The following is a 16,278-nucleotide window of genomic DNA, read 5'->3' on the forward strand; positions in this document are numbered from 1 at the left end:
ATGAATAATCAACAAACAATGGATATTAAAGGCATCACTTATGAATATGCTGGTGCAATAGAAAAAATAACCATAGCAGATTCTTTTGTAATGCCATCTAATAAGGTAGGAGAAGGAAATGGCGAGGCCAAGTTATATGTAGGCCAACGAGATTCTTCTGTTATCAATTTCTTTGGGGATAAAAGAGGTTTTGGAGGTCACTGTATCCTGCTTAAAAGCAATCTGTTGAAATATCTAAATGATGCCAAAGGTGAATACTTCGAGCCTTCATACGAATATAGGAGAAAAAATTCTCTGCGCGAGTTATGGTATGAGAGAATAAACAGGATTAGTGGGATGGATGAGATAATTCATTTCAATATAGAAGACCAAAACCAACTTGCCGGACCACGAGTATATGTGAATGCATCTGATGGATCACAAGCCGCATATAAGCTGATCCGAGAGATTCCTCTGCCTGTTATTTCATATTTGGATATTATTAAATTAAAATCTCATGATGGAGACATTCTATATTACTTCAAATTGGTCTTTAATATAGAGAGTGCACCTGAGGGTGAAATAGAAAAAGAAATGGGAAATGATCTGATTACAATCAAGACTCCATTTGATCCAAATAAAATAAAAGTCAGAACAATGCCTTCAACAATTGGGCAGATAATTGATGATATTAATGACAATATAATCAATCTTTCTACTGAATTTCAGCGACGTTCCGACTTGTGGGATGACAAGAAGAAAAGCCGTTTTATCGAATCTTTACTTTTAAAACTTCCTATTCCTGCTTTCTACTTCAATGAAAAGGAAGAAAACGATTTAGAAGTTATTGATGGACTACAGAGGATAAGTACAATAAGAGATTTTGCTATTAACAAAAGATTAAAGCTCGTTGATTTAGAATTTCTAAAGGAATACAATGATTATTCTTTTGATAATTTGCCCGTAGTCCTGAGTCGAAGGATAAAAACTTTTCCTATCACTACCTATATCATTGAAAAAGGTACTCCTGATGAGGTAAAATATAATATATTTAAAAGAGTGAATACGGGTGGACTTGAACTCACGACTCAAGAAATAAGACATGCTATCAATAATGGGAAACCTGCAAATCTAATTGCTGATTTAGTTAGAGGGGAAGATGATCAGAAAGAAGATAAAACTATTAATATACGAAAAGAGAAAGATGGTTCGGTTATTTCTCTCTATGCAACTATTGAGGGAAAAGCTTTTGTAAGAGCCACTGACAATAAAATAGGTACCTTCCGAATGGAAGATCGAGATTTTGCCAATCGCTTTGTTTCATTCTACCTTATTCCTTATACTGAATATGAGCCTGACCTTGACACCTTTATGAACAAAGGGATGGCTAAAATAAATACTTTGTCTGATCAAGAAATTTCCATGTTAAAAAATAGATTTAAGATAGCAATGAACTTAGCCTTCGACATTTTCGAAAAGGATGCTTTTCGAAAAAGATTCAACATTGAAGATGCCAGAAAACCTATCAACAAGGCTCTTTTCGAGGTTCTTAGTGTAAATTTTGCAAAACTAGAGAACAGTGAAGTCTCATTATTATTATCGCGCAAAGAACTATTCAAAGAAAAGTTTATTGCACTACATAATGAACTAGACGGTAAGTTCTTAAGGTCGATCACTCAAGGTACAGCTTCAAAAGAGAACGTCGAAAGGCGATTTAGAGATATTGAAAGAATTATAAAAGAAACACTTATATGATAAAAAAGGTAGAGCTAATCAATTTTAAATCTCATAAGAATACAGTTCTTAATTTAGAAAATCTTACTGTATTATGTGGACAAAACGGGACTGGAAAGTCATCATTTATACAAAGCCTATTATTACTGCGGCAATCTAATTTAAAAAATCGATTAGATAAAGTGTTAGATTTGAATGATCCATTGTGTTATCTAGGGAAAGCTCAAGATGTATTCTATCAATTTGCAGAAAAAGGTAAATTTGAAGATAAAATTAAAATACTGATTTCAGACTCACTTCTTAAAAATTACTCTTGGGAGTTTGACGTAAAAGGAGACGCGACATTCCTAAATAGAGTTAGCGAATTAACAGAAAGTGAAGGTTTCTCAGATTTATCTCTCTTTTCTGCAAATTTCCAATATATAAGTGCTGCTAGAAATTTAGAATCAGTTTTTCCTGATGATTATGCAGTAACTATAGAAAAACAGATATCACAAAAAGAAGGAAAAGGAGAATTGACCGCACAGTTCCTCTACCAATGGGGAGTAAAACAGAAGATACAGGTGCATTCTGAGCTCATACACGATTCTGAATATGATTCCGAAAATAACTCTTTACTTGATCAGGTTTCTGCTTGGGAAAAAGAAATTAGTAAAGGAGTCAATATAATACCACAATTAGAAGGTAATAATTACGTTGTTAGATATAAGTTTGATGCAGAGGTACCTACAGATGAATTTTCTAGTAGGAATGTAGGATTTGGACTTTCCTATTCACTCCCTGTCGTTACAGCGATTTTGTCTGCTCAGCCAGGCTCATTGCTGTTTATTGAAAATCCAGAAGCGCATGTACATCCATATGGACAATCGAAGCTGGCTGAATTAATATGTAAAGCTGCTCAAGCAGGAATTCAGTTAATTGTCGAAACCCACTCCGATCATATTATCAATGGAATTCTTGTACAATGTAAAAAGTACGAAGAAAAAGGTTCGGGAATAAATCGTGAGCATGCAAGAATCTACTATTTTGACAGAGATGATAAATATCAAGCTACATTTTCTCAAGAAATTAAAATAGAAGAGGGTGGAAAGATTAAAGGCAGACCTATAGGTTTTTTTGACCAAATAGGAAAAGATTTACGCAAACTGATATAGATTGTTATGAATGACAAATTTTCTATTTTCTTATTATTTCCAACAGAATCCATAAATATTTCATCTAAGGCAGATGGAGAATCTTTGCTTAAAGAAATTCGGTTAATTCTAGATAGAATTGACTGTGAGAATAATGCAGAGCTATTTTATGGCTCTTCTAATAGAGAAGAGTTCTCCAAAATCCTAAAATTATATGAAAACGATGATATGCTTGGATACTTTGGCTTTCTAGATTTTGAGGAAGCCATGCTGCAACTTTTTTTTGAGTCGGATATTAAAGATTGGGAGAAAGCCCCCAAATTTTCAGATGAATATTCATATATAGAGTATATTCCTGAAGTAAAATATGAAAATCCTAATATACCCTGTGTCTTAAAGGAGATAGCAGAGCGCTTGTCTATTAAATCCGCATACAAAATGCTACTCTTAAATATTGATCATGATGAATTTATGAGTGATCCCATTCAGATTAAGAGATTTGCAATCAATAAGCCTACTTGTATAGTTAAAATTAAATCAGTATCTTCTTTTAGGGAATTGGACAACTGGTTCGATTCGGAACGAACTAAACGCAATTATAATTATAATGATTTTCGGCATATACAGGGACATCCCGATTATCGTTATTACAACAAAAAAGGTAAACGTGTAGGAAAATCACCACTATTAGGAGGACTTGCATATCGAAAAAACGCAGATGAGATTCTCCAAACGGCACTTGGTGATCTAAAGGAACATTCTTTTCTTATCAATTGGGATACTCAAAATGAATGCTATATGAGATTTGAAGATGAAAATGTCCAAAATATGTATCATGGATACCACTTGGTTGATTATCAAACACATCAAAGAGACAAAGAAGAGGAAAAAAGAATTTCAAGAAGAGTTTTGGCTATTATAAGTTACAGAAAGAATAATTCTTAAATTCTCCTTTCTAGTTTATTTAACTAAGCACAAAACTTTGCAATAAAAAACTTTACATTTTACTTAAAAAAACAAACAGCTTACTCAACAGGAACAATAAAAAGCATGAAATAAAAATAAATCTATTTATTATTTTCATTTAAATATCCACACTTGCAAATAACATAAAAAAATGGCAGACGTTCATTCTAAAGAAATAAGAAGCTATAATATGAGCAGAATAAGAGGGAAAAATACAAAACCTGAAATTCTGATTAGGAAATCTCTATTTTCTAAAGGGTTTAGATATAATCTCCATTCAAAAAATCTTCCAGGTAAACCTGATATCGTTTTACCAAAATATAAGACTGTGATTTTTGTGCATGGATGTTTTTGGCATGGTCATGAAGGTTGTCAATATTATGTTATACCTAAAACGAGAACGGAATTTTGGCTTAACAAAATAAACACTAATATACAAAACGATATGAAAAATCTTATATCACTAAAAAATATGGGGTGGAATGTAATAACTATTTGGGAATGTGAAACTAAAAAAAAGAATAATATTAAAGTTCTAATTGATCAAATAGAAAAAGAATTATACAATAACTTGATGTCAAACAAAAATACATCTTGCAAAATCTAAACTTCAAAATTACAAAGATTTATGATTATGATGAAAATATTGTTATAAAACACATAATAAATTTCTTCATGTATATCATAGATTCTTCTATATTGAAATTTTTAAATAATTTATTATCTTTACCCCAGTATTCTCCATGAGCAAACTACCGCAAAAGCACGTAGAAAATTAGTGGGTTAAATCATGGGATATGCTTGAAGCTAAAAATATAAAGTTTTAAATATCAGCATGGTAACTCTCTTAGGAGAATCCCAGGCGGATCACTGAATAAGAAGAATGCCCTGATAGTCGATGATTGTCAGGGCATTCTTTTTATTTAGGTCTGATAACTTAGAAGAGATGACCATTTTATCAGGGGGGACTATTTAGCGGAATTCTTCTATTACCCGGCTAAAAAATTAAAGGAGATTATCCGAAGTGTTCTCTTCTATATTGAATTCAAAACACTTTTGAGATTAGGCTTACCTTCAATAATGAATTGTTTTAAGCATCATTTCTATAATAAGTTTATATCATAGCCGATAAATAAGTTCTGAAATCATTTTGTTCCAATGCCTTTTCCAGTTGTTCTGAATTTTGACTTGTAAAATCTTTGAAATATTTTCTTTTCAATTTGGCAGTCTCTTCGAATATAGCATAGGAAACGTATTTATTGGGCAATTTTAATGTTCGGTTAAAATTTATTTTGCATTGTTCTAAGAAACGTTCATATAATTCTTGGGAAGGAGGTAGTTTTAAAAGTTCCCTGTCAACTAATAATCGTTTGGTTATATAATACGTATCAAGGGCTTTTGGATTTCTCCTGCTTGTTACAGTTATTCCATTGTTATTTTGTCGATAGTAATATACAATGTCAGATATAGAAGCCATATTGGAGGTAAGATCGAAAATAATAAGGAACATGACAGTATCTTCAAACCAATAACCTTCGGGGAAATGAATTCGTTCCATCAATGTCGATTTAATAACTTTTCCCCAAGGGAATCCCCGTAAATTCTTTAAATGTTGCTTATTGGGATGTTTGCAGATTCCAGTAATTTTACTGTTAAAACTATAATTATAATAGCCGCCTTCCACTATGTCTGCATTCCATTCAATCGCCTTTCTCATTAATTTCTCTATGGCGCCATCAGCCAATTTGTCATCACTGTCCACAAACATCACATAATTTCCCTGAATATGTTTGAGAGCCGTATTTCTTGCTCCAGAAAGCCCTTTGTTTTCTTGGTCTATGATTTTTCCATTTGGAATGGATTCATATTTTTTTAGCTTATGTCTTGAATGATCCGGACTGCCGTCATTTACAACCGTAATTATAAAAGAATACTGGCTCTTTTGGGAGACAATTGAATCCATGCATTCTTCAATATAATTTTCTACATTATAAACAGGAACAATGATTTGCAAATCATAAACAGATTCAATGGTATTGTTGCAAATACAACTCTTATCCGGGTCTTTAGAAATGGAAGATAGGTATAGGGCTGAATCTATCTTGCTTTTCTTTTTAGGGACGAATAGGAACGTAAAATGAAGGGCAAACTTTTTTAATTTGAATTTGCGGGATAAAATAATAAGTACAAACAATGGAGTCTGTACCATAGTGCTGATTTTCATTACAATTTAATATCTAAGTAATTAATGCTCTATTATAGCCTTTTCAAAAACACTTTTCAAGAGTTGCAAATTTATGCAAGGATAACTGTTCTTTTGAATATGACAAACAAATTTAACAAAAATAACAATAATAAAATAGACTGTTTCACTTCTTCTAATTTGGAAGCTGCTGCTTGTTTCTGTAAATTGGCAAGAGAAATCATTTGTTTACGAGCTTCTTTTTCTATCTTTATCACCGAAAAAAAAGTGGTGTCCGGAAAGTTGACAAAGTAAATCATCTTACTAATACTAATTACCAGAAAACAAATAAGAATGAAACGTATTGTTTTTTTAGACTATGTACGCGTGTTTGCATGCTTCCTCGTTATAGTTGTCCACGCTAGTGAAAACTTTTATGGCGCTGCCGGATCTACAGATATGGCAGGACCGCAGTCTTATCTGTTTGGTGAGGCCGATAGACTATGGGTGGCTGTGTACGACGGGTTCTCACGTATGGCTGTTCCTTTGTTCATGATTGTTTCCGCTTTTCTTCTTGTGCCGATGAAGGAAGAACAGACTACGTGGCAGTTTTATCGGAGGCGATTTACACGCATCTTGCCGCCGTTTTTTATATTTATGATACTATACAGTACTTTGCCTTTGTTGTGGGGGCAGATAGATGGAGAAACATCATGGACGGATTTATCGCGGATATTACTGAATTTCCCTTCGCAGGCCGGACATTTCTGGTTTATGTATCCTTTGATCAGTTTGTATCTTTTCATTCCTGTAATATCGCCATGGTTGAGCAAAGCTACAGCTAAGGAAGAACGTTTCTTTATTGGCTTGTTTTTGTTATCGACGTGCATGCCGTATCTTAACCGGTGGTGTGGGGAAGTGTGGGGACAGTGTTTTTGGAACGAATACCATATGTTATGGTATTTCTCCGGGTATTTAGGATACCTTGTATTGGCACATTACATACGGGTGCATCTTACATGGGGGCGCTCTAAGCGTTTCATTGTAGGGATCGTTATGATGCTTGCCGGAGCTGTTTCTACCATTTATTCGTTCTATATTCAGGCTATACCCGGAGAAATACTTTCTACACCTGTAATAGAACTTGGATGGGCTTTCTGTACGATAAACTGTGTGGTTCTTACGATGGGCACGTTTCTTATGTTTACCTGTATAAACCGCACGGATTCTCCACGGCTCATAACGGAAATGTCGAAACTGAGCTATGGCATATATCTTATGCACATATTCTGGCTCGGGCTATGGGTTGCTGTGTTCAAGTATACGCTGGAACTGCCTTCTGTTGCTGCCATACCTTGTATTGCTGTGAGTACTTTTGCCTGCTGTTTCGTAACGGCAAAAATTATCTCGTATATACCAGGCAGTAAGTGGGTAATAGGGTGAAAATAAAAAATCATCCTACTTTCGCAAGCCGGATGATCCTTATAGAATGATAATAAAAGGTTTGCCCTTTGATATACAGTAAAAGGATGTTGCAAAATGTATGCCATAATTAAAAGAAATAAAATAGAATTGTAAATGCTTGCTGATCAGTGATAAGGTGAGGCGGGCGAATTATAAGGGTTGGGTGCTGTGGTGTGGAAATGTGTGGAAATATGTGTATTTTTTCCACATATTTCCACGTTGTCGGGGTATATGCATTAATTATAATGGATATTCTTCGAAGGCATACAAAACGGTGGAAAGGTAACGTTCTCCTGTGTCCGGTAATAATACAACAATGTTTTTTCCATTATTGCTTGCTTGCTTAGCCAGTTGTAAAGCGGCATAAACAGCTGCTCCGGATGAAATGCCAACTAATAATCCTTCTGTTTGCGCTAGTTCCCGGCTTGTACGTATCGCATCGTCATTTTGTACTTGGATAATTTGGTCTACTACATCCGGGTTGTATGTTTTAGGTATAAATCCGGCACCAATTCCTTGTATTTTATGAGCACCGGGTTTACCTCCGGAAAGAACCGGTGAATCGCTTGGTTCTACTGCTACAATACGTATGTTGGGATTGTGTTTTTTTAATCCGGCGCCAACACCGCTGATTGTTCCGCCTGTTCCTACTCCTGCAACGAAAATGTCGACTTTCCCATCTGTATCGTTCCATATTTCTTGGGCTGTAGTCCGTATATGGGTGGCCGGGTTTGCCGGATTCTCGAATTGTTGCAGGATAATGGAACCTGATATTTCTTGCCGTAATTCATTAGCTTTGGCAATAGCTCCTTTCATTCCTTCCGCTCCGGGTGTGAGAACGAGTTTGGCTCCTAATGCTTTTAATAAATTACGACGTTCCATACTCATTGTGTCCGGCATTGTCAGAATTAATTTGTATCCTTTTGCTGCCGAAACGAAAGCCAGTCCAACGCCTGTATTCCCGCTGGTTGGCTCTATTATTGTTGCACCGGGCTTTAAAAGGCCTTTCTCTTCTGCATCTTCAACCATAGCCAATGCTATACGGTCTTTTACACTTCCTGCCGGATTAAAGTATTCCAACTTCCCGATTATTTTCGCATTCAGGCTTTTACTTTTGTTAAAGTTAGAGAGTTCCAATAATGGGGTGCTACCGATTAGGTCGGTTAAATGTTTTGCTATTTTTGCCATACTATGAACTATTTATTGTCTATATTTACATAACAGATATATGGATGCAAATTTATTTTTTATTTCGATAAAATAATGGAAAATGTTATCTTTGGCAAGAATTAATATTTGAATGCCTGTTCAACTAAATCCCGATAAAACGGATTGCCTTAAATTAATGATCTATGAAGACGAATGTAAAAAAGGTTCTGACTTGTTGCGTTTTGCTATCCTTCATTGTTTCCGGATGCCAATCCGAACAGAAAACGGAGGAAAACCAAGCCGGAAAAAGAGAAAAGACGGCTTTCCAGACCGGACAGCCCTGGAAACCAACTACGGATGTGCGTGCTGATGTGGCTATAGTCTATGGGGTTGGTGGAAATCCTTCGGAAAAAAGAGATGGTATGTCTTTTGAACAACGTGTACAGAGTTGGAGGGATAAAGGTTATATCACCCACTTCATGACCGGAATCGCGTGGGGAAGTTACCAGGATTATTTTACCGGAGATTGGGATGGAGAGTGGCATCTGGATGAAGGCCAGGTGACTATGGAGGGAGATACGATCTGGCACGGACACATGGTTCCGTATATCGTGCCTTCCATGAATTTTATTGAATACATGAAAGAGAGACATATCAAACGTGTAATTGATGCAGGTATTGATGCTATCTATCTGGAAGAACCGGAATTTTGGGCTCGCGGAGGTTATAGCGATGCTTTCAAAAAGGAATGGAAAGCGTATTACGGGTTTGATTGGCGGCCGCAACATGAATCTGCCGAAAATACATATTTGTCTAATAAGTTGAAGTATCATTTATATTATCGTGCATTGAACGAATGCTTTACGTATGCAAAAGAGTATGGTAAAAGCAAGGGTATGGATGTACGTTGTTATGTTCCAACCCATTCATTGGTAAATTATTCACAGTGGCAGATTGTAAGCCCGGAGGCAAGCCTGGCTTCTCTTCCTTGTGTGGATGGCTATATTGCGCAGGTATGGACCGGCACTTCACGCGAGCCGAATTACTTTAATGGCGTAGTTAAAGAACGCGTATTTGAAACGGCTTTTCTTGAATATGGTTGTATGGAGTCTATGACTGCCCCGACAGGGCGCAAAGTCTTTTTCCTGACAGACCCGATTGAAGACAGGGCTCGTGACTGGGCTGACTATAAGAAAAACTATCAGGCAACCTTTACTGCCAAATTGTTGTACCCGAACAATGATAATTATGAGGTAATGCCATGGCCGGATCGTATTTATGAAGGATTGTACCGTACAAGTGCCAATAGTGATAAGAAAGAACGTATTCCCCGTTTCTATTCTACACAGATGCAGGTTATGATTAATTCTTTGAATAATATACCTTTGTCTGATAATAAAGTAAGCGGTTCTACAGGTATCAGTGTGCTGATGGCCAATTCTTTGATGTTCCAACGTACTCCTCAACCGGTGGCAGGTTATGACGATCCTCAGTTGTCTGACTTCTTTGGCCAGGCAATGCCTTTCTTAAAACGGGGAGTTCCTGTTCATTTGCTGCATCTTGAGAATGTATCTTATCCGGAGAGCTGGAAAAACACAAAGTTGTTGTTAATGTCTTATTCAAATATGAAGCCTTTGGATAAAGAGGCTCACAGATATATAGCCGATTGGGTAAAGAAAGGTGGTGTATTGGTATATAGTACACGCGATACCGATCCGTTCCAGCAGGTACAGGAGTGGTGGAATACCGGAGATAATAAGTATAAAACTCCTTCTGAACACCTGTTTCAGGAGATGGGGATAGCGAAGGATGCCAGAGAGGGTGAATATGCTTGCGGCAAAGGTACGGTTTATGTAATCCGCAAAGACCCGAAGGAGTTTGTATTGACGGCTAATGGCGATGCCCGCTATGTGGCAACAGTTAAGGATTTGTATGAACGGAAGGTAAAAGCCGGAAAATTACAGTTTAAGAATAATTTCTCGCTGTCCAGGGGAAACTATGATCTTGTATCTGTATTGGATGAAAGTGTGAGCAACGACCCGTATGTAGTGAAAGGCTTGTTGATCGATTTGTTTGATCCGAAGTTGCCGGTCCTTACAGAAAAAACAGTTAATCCGGGCGAACAGGCTTATTTATATAACATAGGCCGCGTTGCTAATCCTGAAACACCTCAGATACTGGCCGCCGCTGCCCGCGCTTATGATGAGAAAGTGAAGAAAAACAGTTATTCATTTGTTGCAAAGAGCCCGATAAATACAACGAATGTAATGCGTGTGTTGCTGCCGGCCGAACCAAAGTCGGCCACGTTTACAGATGCAAAAGGTAAAAAAATAAAAGAGGCTACTTGTGAATGGGACGAAGCCAGCAAAACGTGTTTGCTAGGCTTTGAAAATAATCCGGATGGTGTAACGGTTTCATTAAAATGGTAATTTTCCTCTATTTATGCAGGAGATAAGGATAAGCCTCAGGTATTTTACAATCCATGCTCCGGATAGAGGAAGTTAGAGGTCTCTTGCAGCGAAATAATCTCTTTTTGCATCTACTCTATAAGGAAAACAAATGATAGCCGGAAAGAGATAGTTAAAGTATATGTAAATGCTTTGTTTCATTGAATAACCAATTATATTTGTGCATATGTTGCGAAGAATTTAGCCGGATATTAAATGTGTGCATATTAAACTTTAGCATCTTTGGTAAGTCTATTATATAAAGGTATTGATTAGAAATATATAAAGAAGAGGAGAAACGAATATGAAACCCATGAAATTAACATCTTTAATAGTGATGCTTCTGGTTGCTTTTAGCGGAGTAGCCCAGGAAGAGTTTTTTGATGATGTGTATTTCTCTTCAAGCAAAAATAAGAAAAAAGAAAAACAGGAAGAGAAACAAGTTATACAAACCAAAAAAGAATCAAGTCGCATTTTGTCGGAAACAGCTCCGTCGAGCAATTCCGGCTTTAGTGAAACAAGGGACGTAGATGAATATAATCGCCGTTATTCTTCTGTGAATGTAGATGAACCTTATTATGAGGATGATGCTGAGGATGATGCCGTAGAAACAAAAACAACGCCTGAACGTCGTTCCGATACGGAATATACAGAGCGCATTATCCGTTATCATTCACCCAGTAAGATTACCATTGCCGGAGCAGATCAGGTAGATTTGTATCTGAGCGACGGGTATTACGGTTATGGCTATGATACCGATTATTCGGACAATGGTTCAAATGTGAACTTTAATATTAACATCGGTAATCCGTGGTATAGCGGTTGGTATGGCGGCTGGTACGATCCCTGGTATAGTCCGTGGTGGTCTTATTCCTCCTGGTATAGCCCACGCTGGAGCTTCGGTTGGGGCTGGGGCGGATTTTATGCCGGTTGGTCGAGCCCTTGGTATGGTGGCTGGTACAGTCCATGGTATGGCCCTTCATGGAGCTGGGGTGGCGGTTATTGGGGACATCATCACCATCATTATTATGCAACTCCGTATACAAGATATAACAATGGACGTACTTCCGGAGGAAGGAGCTATGCAGGTACTAGCTTAAGCGGACGTACCTCCGGTGGCAGAAGTTATGCAGGCAGCCGTTCTACATCGTCTTCATTGAGAAGCGGAACAACGTCTACGGGCAGGAGTTCTTCGGGTCGCGTGTCTTCATCAGACAGATCAAACTCGTCTACTTCACGAGGATCAGTTTCCGGAGCAGGCAGAAGGTCGTCATCTTCTTCTGTAGGAACAAGTTCGGGTTCTACCCGTCGTTCTTCTTCGGCAACCGGTGTAACAACAAGGCCGAATCGTTCTTCTTCCGTGAACACAACCCGTTCACGAGTTGTGGATAGAAGCAACAGTGTAGGAACTTCTTCTTCGAATCGCCAATATACGGCACCCAGCCGTTCAAATAACAACAGTAGCAGCCGTTCATCGTCTTCTTATGAGTCGAGAAGTTATACTCCGTCTCGTAGTAGTTCGGTAGGATCTTCCAGCAGCTTTGGCGGCAGCCGTTCAAGCGGTGGCAGTGTTAGTTCAGGTGGACGTTCGGGTGGTGGAAGCCGCTCGGGTGGTGGTCGTAGATAACGAATATCAGGTTGAATAAAAAGAGAATAAGATGAGGAAAATATTAATCGTAATGTCGGCACTTGCTTTAAGCAGTGCCGCCTTTTCACAAGGAGAATTGGATGCCTATAAATATGCTCAAAGAGATTTGAACGGAACAGCCCGCTATCTTTCTATGGGAGGGGCTTTCGGAGCATTAGGCGGCGATATTTCAGCCATGCATACCAATCCGGCAGGTTTAGCTGTTTATCGCAGTTCGGAAGTAGTTACGACATTGAGTTTGTCCAGTGTATCAGCTAAGTCGGACTGGCTAGGTAATAAGCTCGATAATAGCCGTACCAGAGTGAATTTTGATAATATTGCTTATGTAGGTTATTTTCCTACATCGAATGACGAAGGTCTGGTTAGCTGGAACGTTGGATTCTCTTATAATAGAGCGATGAACTACAGCCGTAATTACACAATGTCTGCCGGACCGGGAATGGATACTTCTCTATCCGATTATGTGGCAGAACTTACAACGCGTTTAGCTCATCGTAATGCTCCCGAAGGATTTACTGCAAATGATTTGCAGGATGGAGAAGGACGTAATCCGTATGCAATAGGAGCGTGGATGCCGGTTCTGGGTTATAATGCCGGTTTTATAGAATCGATAGGAGGAAGTACGAGCAGGGAATTTGCCAGCTCTTTTAAAAATCCGACTACCGGAGAATGGCTGAAGCTGAGAGGTGCAGAGTTGAATGTAACGGAAAGAGGTGCGATAGATCAGTATAATATTGCTTTCGGCCTTAATTTCTCGGATCTGTTTTTAGTGGGTGGCGCATTGGCTATCACAGACTTGAATTATGATTATTCATCTTGGTATACGGAAAGCATTACGGATAATAGTAGTTTGACGTTGGACAACACGTTAAGTACGGATGGTACGGGATATTCTTTTAATTTAGGTGCTATTGTCCGTCCGTCGGATTATTTCCGTTTCGGTGTGGCTTATACTTCTCCTACCTGGTATAAGATGACGGATTATTTCTATGCAAAAGGAACATCCGTAGTTGTTGGTGGAGAACAATGGGCAACTACTCCTGATGGCGCTTATGCAAATTATGAATACCGCTCGCCGGACAAATGGTTGTTTAGTGCAGCTGCTATTATCGGAAGTTATGGTTTGATCAGTGTAGATTATGAGCTTACCAACTATAAGAACATGAAGATGTATTATGACGGAGGTTCGGAAAACCTGGAAACAAACGGATATATTAAGGAAGACTTCAAGGCAGGCAATTCTTTACGTATTGGTGCGGAAGCAAAGATAACACCTCAGTTTTCAGTTCGTGCCGGTTATGCTTGGATAGACAGTCCGGTTAAAGCCAGCTTGAAAGATCAGGTGTATGAGACAGTTACAGTAGGTACTATTCCTAATTATACCGTAGACGGAGGCATGAATAACTATACTGTTGGTTTGGGATACCGTTTTACTCCTAATTTCTATATGGATCTGGCATGTGTATATAAAGTACATAAAGAAGATGCTTATGCATTCTCTAATTTGTACCCGATGGAAGATGGAGATATAGAAATAAATAATCAGAAGGCTACATTGAAAACAAAAACAACCCGCGTAGCCCTGACATTGGGATATAAGTTTTAAAAAGATAGATTTAGTTCAAAAATGTCCCCTGTTTGTACAATAAAAGTATGAATGGGGGACATTTTTTTATGAAAAGAAATAAAAAACTTGCTTATTTAAAATAGTTTTTGTTCTTTTGCTTCATAATAAATATTGTATAACACTAAAAACTTTATAGCCTATAGCATAACGTTACTCAAGGAAACTAAAAATAGAAAGTAATGAGTACATTGAAAACGATGACCGATGAAGAATTGGTTGTCATTTATGCGCAAGGTGATAATGCTGCTTTTGACGTATTGTTGAACCGCTATAAGAGCAGTATCCATTCTTACATTTACTTTATAGTACGTAATAAAGATCTCACCGAAGATATCTTTCAGGAAACCTTTGTAAAAGTTATTATGACTATTAAACAAGGCCGTTATACTGAAAACGGTAAGTTTAAGGCCTGGATTACGCGTATTGCCCATAATCTGATTATCGATTATTTCCGCCAGGAACGTAGTGAGAATACGATATCGAATGATGAAGTGGAAGTAGACCTGTTTAATAATATAAAACTTTGCGACGGAACAATTGAAGATAATATTGTACGCCATCAGGTCCTTTCCGATATTAAAAAACTGGTAAGGCATTTGCCGGATAGCCAACGGGAAGTATTGGAGATGCGTTATTATCAGGATCTCAGTTTTAAGGAGATTGCCGATATTACAGGCGTAAGTATTAATACTGCTTTGGGGCGTATGCGTTATGCCATATTAAACATACGGCGTATGGCCGAAGAAAACCGGATAGAACTTTCGTTGGCTTGATTTGATAAAATAATTTCGTTTCATGCAATAAGTAGCTCATGGCAACGTTCTATTATCAAACAGAAAAAAACGATGCCTATGAAGAGATCTTCTACTCAATGTATGAATGAAACGGACAATAAAACCAAGAGAAACCCTGAAGGAAGGCATAGCACTCCTCGCAAACAAACATTAGATTTCCTTACTCAGTTTGCACGGGTTTATCATGCGGAAACTGCCTTGAGAACAGAATTCTGCGGTTATGTAATGAACTAGAAAAGTTAAAGGTTACAAGTAATGACAGTTGACAGTTAAATGGGATTTTCTCATATTAACTGCCAACTGTTTATTTGTTATACCAATTTGTTTTATCTTTGCAAAAAGAACGTAGAGATATGAAACATTTAATAGCCCCGTCTTTGTTATCTGCCGATTTTATGCGTTTGCAAGAAGAGGTGGAAATGATAAACAACAGTGATGCCGACTGGTTGCACCTGGATATAATGGATGGAGTGTTTGTTCCGAACATTTCCTTTGGTTTCCCTGTACTTGATGCGTTAAAGTCGGTTTGCAAGAAGCCGATGGATGTGCATCTGATGATTGTGGAACCTCAGAAGTTCATCCATGAAGTAGCTGCCACAGGGGCTTATATGATGAATGTACATTATGAGGCAAGTACACATTTACACCGTACGGTAACTGCTATTAAAGAGACTGGAATGAAAGCGGCGGTTACATTGAATCCGCATACTCCGGTTTGCTTGCTGGAAGATATTATACAAGATTTGGATATGGTATTGCTGATGTCGGTTAATCCCGGTTTCGGAGGTCAACGTTTTATTGAGCATTCTGTAGAGAAAACGGCACGGCTCAGGGAAATGATTGACCGGAAAGGGCTGAATACGCTTATTGAAATAGATGGCGGCGTAAATCTTGAAACCGGCAAACGGTTGATTGAAGCAGGAGCGGATGTGCTGGTGGCCGGCAGCTTCGTTTTTAAGTCCCCCGATCCGGTGCAAACTATAAAAGACCTGAAAGCTTTATGATATTTGAATAAATATGGAAACCAAACCTTGACAAATGATAAGAGAACTACAAAGGCGGCCTTTTGTTCGGCCGCTTTTTTTATGGATAACCGGAATCTTGTTGCAATTGACTTTCTCATACAATTATCTTTCAATTCTATTCTTGTTGTAT

At 37.9% G+C, this 16,278-nt stretch carries 13 protein-coding genes; 11 read left to right on the forward strand and 2 right to left on the reverse strand.

The window, feature by feature from the left end; genetic code table 11:
* The 4 genes from C1721_RS12130 to C1721_RS12145 all read left to right on the forward strand — a co-directional run bounded on the left by C1721_RS12130 (position 1) and on the right by C1721_RS12145 (position 4,419).
* Positions 1 to 1,734, forward strand: a complete 1,734-nt coding sequence (locus C1721_RS12130; protein WP_102408514.1) for a DUF262 domain-containing protein — start codon at positions 1 to 3, stop codon at positions 1,732 to 1,734.
* On the forward strand, positions 1,731 to 2,867 hold the full coding sequence (locus tag C1721_RS12135; RefSeq protein WP_102408515.1) for a DUF3696 domain-containing protein: 1,137 nt from the start codon (positions 1,731 to 1,733) through the stop codon (positions 2,865 to 2,867). Before C1721_RS12130 ends, C1721_RS12135 begins: the two co-directional genes overlap by 4 nt.
* Positions 2,868 to 2,873: 6 nt before the next feature.
* Positions 2,874 to 3,791, forward strand: coding sequence for a hypothetical protein (locus tag C1721_RS12140; RefSeq protein ID WP_102408516.1), 918 nt, complete (start codon positions 2,874 to 2,876; stop codon positions 3,789 to 3,791).
* 172 nt (positions 3,792 to 3,963) lie between these two features.
* Positions 3,964 to 4,419 (forward strand): very short patch repair endonuclease, encoded by a 456-nt coding sequence (locus C1721_RS12145; RefSeq protein WP_102408517.1) that lies wholly within the window; start codon positions 3,964 to 3,966, stop codon positions 4,417 to 4,419.
* Between the two features lie 507 nt (positions 4,420 to 4,926).
* Here C1721_RS12145 and C1721_RS12150 read toward each other — a convergent pair.
* Positions 4,927 to 5,826 (reverse strand): glycosyltransferase family 2 protein, encoded by a 900-nt coding sequence (locus C1721_RS12150; RefSeq protein WP_159063578.1) that lies wholly within the window; start codon positions 5,824 to 5,826, stop codon positions 4,927 to 4,929.
* Between the two features lie 522 nt (positions 5,827 to 6,348).
* On the opposite strand from C1721_RS12150, the gene C1721_RS12160 reads away from it, so the two are divergent.
* Entirely contained in the window at positions 6,349 to 7,437 is a 1,089-nt protein-coding gene (locus C1721_RS12160; protein WP_102408520.1) for an acyltransferase, read from the forward strand.
* 261 nt (positions 7,438 to 7,698) lie between these two features.
* On the opposite strand, the gene cysK is transcribed toward C1721_RS12160, so the two are convergent.
* Positions 7,699 to 8,646, reverse strand: coding sequence for a cysteine synthase A (gene cysK, locus C1721_RS12165; protein ID WP_102408521.1), 948 nt, complete (start codon positions 8,644 to 8,646; stop codon positions 7,699 to 7,701).
* Positions 8,647 to 8,810: 164 nt separating this feature from the next.
* On the opposite strand from cysK, the gene C1721_RS12170 reads away from it, so the two are divergent.
* The 6 genes from C1721_RS12170 to rpe all read left to right on the forward strand — a co-directional run bounded on the left by C1721_RS12170 (position 8,811) and on the right by rpe (position 16,127).
* Positions 8,811 to 11,036, forward strand: a complete 2,226-nt coding sequence (locus C1721_RS12170; RefSeq protein ID WP_234347433.1) for a hypothetical protein — start codon at positions 8,811 to 8,813, stop codon at positions 11,034 to 11,036.
* A 322-nt stretch (positions 11,037 to 11,358) separates the two neighbouring features.
* Positions 11,359 to 12,681 (forward strand): hypothetical protein, encoded by a 1,323-nt coding sequence (locus C1721_RS12175; RefSeq protein WP_102408522.1) that lies wholly within the window; start codon positions 11,359 to 11,361, stop codon positions 12,679 to 12,681.
* Between the two features lie 31 nt (positions 12,682 to 12,712).
* Complete coding sequence (locus C1721_RS12180) at positions 12,713 to 14,308, forward strand: OmpP1/FadL family transporter (RefSeq protein WP_102408523.1); 1,596 nt, start codon at positions 12,713 to 12,715, stop codon at positions 14,306 to 14,308.
* A 200-nt stretch (positions 14,309 to 14,508) separates the two neighbouring features.
* Positions 14,509 to 15,102, forward strand: a complete 594-nt coding sequence (locus C1721_RS12185) for an RNA polymerase sigma factor (protein ID WP_102408524.1) — start codon at positions 14,509 to 14,511, stop codon at positions 15,100 to 15,102.
* A 78-nt stretch (positions 15,103 to 15,180) separates the two neighbouring features.
* On the forward strand, positions 15,181 to 15,357 hold the full coding sequence (locus C1721_RS16200) for a hypothetical protein (protein WP_187117235.1): 177 nt from the start codon (positions 15,181 to 15,183) through the stop codon (positions 15,355 to 15,357).
* Positions 15,358 to 15,476: 119 nt separating this feature from the next.
* Positions 15,477 to 16,127: a ribulose-phosphate 3-epimerase gene (rpe, locus tag C1721_RS12195; RefSeq protein WP_102408526.1), complete on the forward strand. Its 651-nt coding sequence runs from the start codon at positions 15,477 to 15,479 to the stop codon at positions 16,125 to 16,127.
* Positions 16,128 to 16,278: the final 151 nt, after the last annotated feature.

This window comes from Parabacteroides bouchesdurhonensis (assembly GCF_900186615.1).
Taxonomy (GTDB): Bacteria; Bacteroidota; Bacteroidia; order Bacteroidales; family Tannerellaceae; genus Parabacteroides; species Parabacteroides bouchesdurhonensis.

Excerpts from the sequence above, each read along its gene's own strand:
- C1721_RS12145 (WP_102408517.1), top strand. The coding sequence starts at position 3,964 with ATGGCAGACGTTCATTCTAAAGAAATAAGAAGCTATAATATGAGCAGA.
- C1721_RS12135 (WP_102408515.1), top strand. The coding sequence starts at position 1,731 with ATGATAAAAAAGGTAGAGCTAATCAATTTTAAATCTCATAAGAATACA.
- C1721_RS12160 (WP_102408520.1), top strand. The coding sequence starts at position 6,349 with ATGAAACGTATTGTTTTTTTAGACTATGTACGCGTGTTTGCATGCTTC.
- C1721_RS12185 (WP_102408524.1), top strand. The coding sequence starts at position 14,509 with ATGAGTACATTGAAAACGATGACCGATGAAGAATTGGTTGTCATTTAT.
- C1721_RS12180 (WP_102408523.1), top strand. The coding sequence starts at position 12,713 with ATGAGGAAAATATTAATCGTAATGTCGGCACTTGCTTTAAGCAGTGCC.
- C1721_RS12170 (WP_234347433.1), top strand. The coding sequence starts at position 8,811 with ATGAAGACGAATGTAAAAAAGGTTCTGACTTGTTGCGTTTTGCTATCC.
- C1721_RS12140 (WP_102408516.1), top strand. The coding sequence starts at position 2,874 with ATGAATGACAAATTTTCTATTTTCTTATTATTTCCAACAGAATCCATA.
- rpe (WP_102408526.1), top strand. The coding sequence starts at position 15,477 with ATGAAACATTTAATAGCCCCGTCTTTGTTATCTGCCGATTTTATGCGT.
- C1721_RS12175 (WP_102408522.1), top strand. The coding sequence starts at position 11,359 with ATGAAACCCATGAAATTAACATCTTTAATAGTGATGCTTCTGGTTGCT.
- cysK (WP_102408521.1), bottom strand. The coding sequence starts at position 8,646 with ATGGCAAAAATAGCAAAACATTTAACCGACCTAATCGGTAGCACCCCA.
- C1721_RS12130 (WP_102408514.1), top strand. The coding sequence starts at position 1 with ATGAATAATCAACAAACAATGGATATTAAAGGCATCACTTATGAATAT.
- C1721_RS16200 (WP_187117235.1), top strand. The coding sequence starts at position 15,181 with ATGAAGAGATCTTCTACTCAATGTATGAATGAAACGGACAATAAAACC.